Annotated in this window: 1 protein-coding gene; it reads right to left on the reverse strand. The window is 41.4% G+C overall.

What is annotated here, in order from left to right; all coding sequences use genetic code 11:
- Positions 1 to 134: 134 nt before the first annotated feature.
- On the reverse strand, positions 135 to 1190 hold the full coding sequence (locus tag HMPREF9145_RS04650) for an IS5 family transposase (protein ID WP_021825199.1): 1056 nt from the start codon (positions 1188 to 1190) through the stop codon (positions 135 to 137).
- Positions 1191 to 1252 lie beyond the last annotated feature (62 nt).

Genomic DNA, 1252 nt, shown 5'->3' on the forward strand with positions numbered 1-1252 from the left:
GAGACCTCTGCAAAACCTGCCACATTTTCATTTTTCATCTCTATAACCTTAAATGAGTGCATATTTATAAGCAACTGATGCTATAGAAGACTACTTTAGTGCAAAATAGACCCTTTCTTTGGCGTATTTTCCCCTTATCTGATAGAATTTGACACAATAATCCCTGGCGTTCGGTATAAGTTGTAGGCAATGGACTCCATTATATGTTGCGCATGTGTTTTTGAAAGTCCAACGTATCTTGCTATTCCAGCACCAAACCATCTATGCATAGAACCAAAGGTGCGTTCTACTTTGTAGCGTGTCTTACTTATAGCAACGTTGATGCGCTGCAGCCTTTCAGTAATTTCATATCCTCTTGTTCCTTTATGCATGATACGACTTTTAAGTTTCATACGTTTGAGGGTTTCTTTGTTCTCCATCGAGTCATATCCTTTATCGGCATAGACAAGTGCTTTCCGTGGCAATTTAGCTTTCTTTAGGGGTGTTTCTAAGTGTTTCATATCACTTTCATTGGCAGCTGTCGTTTCCTCGGCAAGCACCATTCCGTTTTCATCCGTTACCGTGTGACGCTTGTAACCGAAGTGGAGCTTTCCCATCTTCTTTACCCAACGGGCTTCTGTATCTACATTAGGCTTGACAACTTCTTTGAGCATGGCTTTCTCAGAAGCCTCTATGTTCTCATCCTCTTTTCTATCCTCAACGACCTCATAGCTCTTATGTCCACGGGGGCGACGGGGAGTATTCGTAATGCTGGCATCAACAATGGCACCACGCTTTACAATGATTCCTTTAGCTTCCAATTGCCGATTAAACTCCGCAAGAAGCGTATCATACAGATCCGCTTCAACAAGAATGTTGCGAAAACGGCACACAGTAGTACTATCAGGAACGATATCTTCCATGTCAAGACCTACAAAACGACTGAAAGACAGGCGGTCGTTAACCTGATCTTCAACTTCTCCGTCACTCAGACTATACCAGGTACGGAGTAATTCAATCTTGAATAAAACAAGGCTGTCATAGCTGGGCCGGCCAGTAGACTTATAGCCTTTTGTATAAGCCACTTCTATTATAGCACGAATAGGTGCCCAATCAATGATTGTATTTATTTGTGAAAAGAATGTCTGCTTGACCTTTCTTTGACCAAGGAACAGGTCAGCAAAACTGGGAGAGGATAATTTCTGTTTCATACCATAAAGGTACAAAAATATTTAAGAAAGACAAATTATAAGAGGAGTTTTGCAGAGGTCTC

Origin of the sequence: Segatella salivae F0493 (assembly GCF_000477535.1) — a bacterium.
GTDB classification, from domain to species: Bacteria; Bacteroidota; Bacteroidia; order Bacteroidales; family Bacteroidaceae; genus Prevotella; species Prevotella salivae.

Bases quoted from the DNA above. Each gene is read 5' to 3' on its own strand.
- HMPREF9145_RS04650 (WP_021825199.1), bottom strand. From the start codon at position 1,190: ATGAAACAGAAATTATCCTCTCCCAGTTTTGCTGACCTGTTCCTTGGT.